The sequence below is a fragment of the Acidovorax sp. HMWF029 genome (assembly GCF_003060895.1).
In the GTDB taxonomy this organism is placed as follows: domain Bacteria; phylum Pseudomonadota; class Gammaproteobacteria; order Burkholderiales; family Burkholderiaceae_C; genus Acidovorax.
The window spans coordinates 1-3,701 of the sequence record NZ_QAIH01000212.1 but is presented as its reverse complement, the minus strand read 5'-3'; the positions used below and the strand labels follow the sequence as shown (position 1 = coordinate 3,701).

Here is a 3,701-nt window from a genome sequence, read left to right as displayed (position 1 = left end):
GCCCTGCCCCACCCACCTGAAGGAACAGAGTCGCCGACCCGCCACTTCACCATCGGCAAAGAAGTCTGGATCGAGCGCGAAGACTTTGAAGAAGTGCCGCCCAAGGGCTACAAGCGCCTTTATCCGCCCCGGCCAGGGGCGGACGGTCAAATGCTGCCCGGCAACACTGTGCGCCTGAAGGGCGGCTACGTCATTGAATGCACCGGCTGCACCAAAGACGCTAACGGCGTCATCACCGAAGTGCTGGCCACCGTGGTGCCCGACACCAAGAGCGGCACCCCCGGCGCCGACAGCGTGAAGGTGAAAGCCGCCATCACCTGGGTGGGCGTGGCCGACGGCGTGAACGCCGAAGTGCGCATGTACGACCGCCTGTTCCTGGACGCCCACCCCGACGCGGGCGGCAAGGACTTCATTGAAAGCCTGAACCCGAACAGCCTGAAGGTGGTGACCGCCATCGTGGAGCCGTCACTCGCCAATGCCAAGCCGGACGACAAGTTCCAGTTTGAACGGCACGGGTACTTTGTGGCGGACCGTATTGACCACACGGCGGGGAAACCGGTGTTTAACTTGGCGGTGGGATTGAAAGATTCTTGGGGGAAGTAATTTCCCACTGAATATGGAAAGGCCAGCAGACTTTGAGGATTGCTGGCCTTTTTTCCTGTGAGCTAAAGACAGCTTGGGGCCCTGAGCCGACAGTGGACAACACGACCCATAAGCTGCCGTTGGTTCACTACCCGCTAGAGGCAGTCCAAACCGCGCTATTAAGTGTCCGGTGCGTGTCTACTGGCAAGCTATAGTTTGCCGCGTTGACAATTGCCGGGCAGCGAGGTTTATCTGACGCTATAAATGCAAACTTGCTCGCAGGTCGTCTTGAGTCTGGTAAACGCTTATCGTTAGGTCTCACCTCCCATGTTTCTGCTGCTCATGCGCCAATGCACTCTAGTCATAGCATTGCTTCTGTTCGGAGCCACTGCGGGCGACATCAAGGCACAGGCTCCCGACGATATCCGTCTGGAGGCAGCGCAAACACTCGTCAACGACAAGGATGGATTGCTTGCTCCGGTGCAGCTCTTCGGGTTGACTGCAGATTTGTTTTGTCGCTCGTACTTTGCCGAGTTGAGGCGTGATGCCGATTGGGGGCCAAACCATCCCAGTTGGAGCAAATGGCTTCCAGATTTCTGTACAGAGCTCGTTCAAATCTCCCTGCCTGAAGGGAGGAGTCTTGAGAATTTCCTGGCACTCGAGCTGGCAATAGGACTGACGTATCCCGAGCTTGTTCTCCTGGATGCAAGGAATTCCGACCCAGCGGTTGCAGCAGCAACATTGCGACTGCAGGGGCTGGGTCTGAATTGGATTTTCTTTGTGCAAGCGGAGAGGCCGTCCGGCACCGCTGGCCTCTACTCAAGCGCCGAGCGCGAAGCGGCAAGGAGAACTGTTCAGATACTCCGACGGGAAGTGGCAGGCGTTGAGTCCGATCTAAGGGCGGTCGCTTTGTATATCGGGGCGCCCGCATTCGCGAAGTATCAGCGTACCGTGGGGCAAGCCTTCATGAACAGTGTGGGGCGCTTGGATTCGAGCTCCCAAGGGAAGCTCGCAACTCTGATGCGGGCGTGGCATTACAAGATCCGGGAGCCGGCGCGGTGAAACCTCACAATGACGTTGCGTGCCGCTCACCTATACGTTCGACAACACATATGAAACGTTTCGCCCCTTTTTCGCTGGCGGTGGTTCTACTCATGTCCTGGGGTGTAGTTTCTGCCCAGCACTCGCAGTTGCCGGTGCTGGCAGAACCGCTGGAAGCGCCCAAATATCCTCCCGAAGCTCGGACGTATGGCATTGAGGGCACCACAGTTGTCGGATTCCAAGTGGCCGAGTCAGGTGCTGTCAGCCGCATCATTGTCTCGCGCAGCTCCGGATTCGACTTGCTTGATGCTGAGGCGATGAGAATTGCAAAGACGGCCCGCTTTTTACCTTACAAGCAAGGTGATGTTCGGCGACAAACATGGGTGAATATGCCCGTCAGGTTTGTTCTGGAAGGCGCGCGTCCCGCAGCCCTCATTACAAACATTGTCGAGATGACAACTAGTTCATCTCACGCCACGGCTCCTCTAGTTGTCACGATCACAAAGGATGGTCGGATTTACCTCGGCAGTACTCCCGCTGGTTTCGGCGATCTTCTTGAACGTCTCCAGGAGGCCTCCCAAGCCAATCGCGTGTCCCTCCATATCCGCGCCGACGAAGAAACCTCCTATGGGCAAGTTGCCAGGGTCATCGCTGCGGCGCAAACTGCCGGCGTGGCGGATATTCGATTTGTTGTTGCCGCGCCGGTGCCGTGAAAGTGCTGGCTCAAGTTTCGCTCAAGCGGACTGGCTTACGGGGAGCCGCTTACTTTGTCAGTTGAGCGTCCGCTTTCATCCGCGGTGACCGACAGCTTCTGGCCGCAATCGGACGGTGGCCCATACACCTCTGGCTATGCCACCAACAACACAAAGCGATATCCTGCACTTCTGGTTTTCCAAGCTCACTCCTAAGCAGCACTTCGCCAAATACACTGCTTTGGACGAATCCATCCGCACCCGCTTCGGCCCCACGCTGGAGGCCGCTGCCCGGTGTGAACTGTTCACCTGGCGCGCCACTCCCGAAGGCCGGTTGGCAGAAATCCTGGTGCTGGACCAGTTCTCGCGCAATGTGTACCGCGACACTGCCCGCGCCTTTGCGCAAGACGCACTGGCCCTCGCTCTGGCGCAATAGCTGGTGGCCAGCGGGCAGGACCGCAGCCTGCCCACCGCACAGCGCGTGTTTGCCTACATGCCGTACATGCACAGCGAATCTGCGGTGATTCATGAACAGGCCCTGGCACTGTTTGCACAGCCGGGCATGGAAAACAACCTGGACTTTGAGCGCCGCCACAAGGCCATCATTGACCGCTTTGGCCGTTACCCGCACCGCAATGCCGTCCTGGGCCGCAGCTCTAAGCCTGAAGAGCTGGTGTTTTTGAGCGAGCCTGGGTCGTCGTTCTGAACGCCTCTCTCACCCGTCTGATTGCTATTTTTTTGATAGCTCTCCGCGCTTTATGGATGCGCGCCAAAGCCAAATATCTCTCATAATTTGGGCATTCATCCGCCAGAGCGTGCGCGCTCTGGCTATCAAGAGGGAGTGGCAATGCAAAGAACAGCCGAGCAAGCATCGGGGGCGACAGGGCGTTTTGGCTGGATTGAGCGGCCGGGGCGCGAGTTTCCCTTCTTCAACAACCAGCCCGTCCGCTTGTCTACGCCGCAGTGGCTGCTGCTGATGGCGGCGGTGGTGGCCGGGTTTCTGGTGGTGACTTTGCCGATTGCCTGGCCCTGGCCGCCCTTGGGGCGGCTGGTGCCGTCGTTGCTGATGGCGGCGATTCCGCTGTGGGCCCTGCGCTGGGTGGCACCCGGGCATTGGCAAGTTTTGTTTGCCAGGGTGTCAGCGCGCGATGTGCTGTGGATGTTTTTCTTTGCGCTGCTCAACATCGTGGTGACGGTAAGCGTGGGGTTGATGCTGGCATCGGTGATGGCCCAGGCGCCCAACCCTGGCGCGATGTTGCTACAGGCCAGCGATACGGGGGATCGCGTCATCATCTTTGCCAACATGGCGCCGCAGCTTTTGGGCGAAGAGGTGATCACCGTCCTGCCCTTTTTGGCGCTGATGGCGCTGTTCACCCAGCGTTGGGG

General features: G+C 58.7%; 2 protein-coding genes and 3 pseudogenes. All 5 read left to right on the top strand.

Annotation, left to right across the window (positions count from 1 at the left end; genetic code table 11):
• Window positions 1–603: pseudogene (locus DBR12_RS14835) on the top strand (glutamine--tRNA ligase); the annotation flags it as partial.
• A gap of 306 nt (window positions 604–909) precedes the next feature.
• A complete protein-coding gene (locus DBR12_RS14830; protein ID WP_108617964.1) occupies window positions 910–1,644 on the top strand; it encodes a hypothetical protein in 735 nt (244 codons plus the stop codon).
• 50 nt (window positions 1,645–1,694) lie between these two features.
• A complete protein-coding gene (locus DBR12_RS14825; RefSeq protein ID WP_108617963.1) occupies window positions 1,695–2,336 on the top strand; it encodes a TonB family protein in 642 nt (213 codons plus the stop codon).
• 136 nt (window positions 2,337–2,472) lie between these two features.
• Window positions 2,473–3,021: pseudogene (locus tag DBR12_RS14820) on the top strand (DUF924 family protein).
• 141 nt (window positions 3,022–3,162) lie between these two features.
• Window positions 3,163–3,701 (top strand): annotated as a pseudogene (locus DBR12_RS14815) (hypothetical protein); the annotation flags it as partial.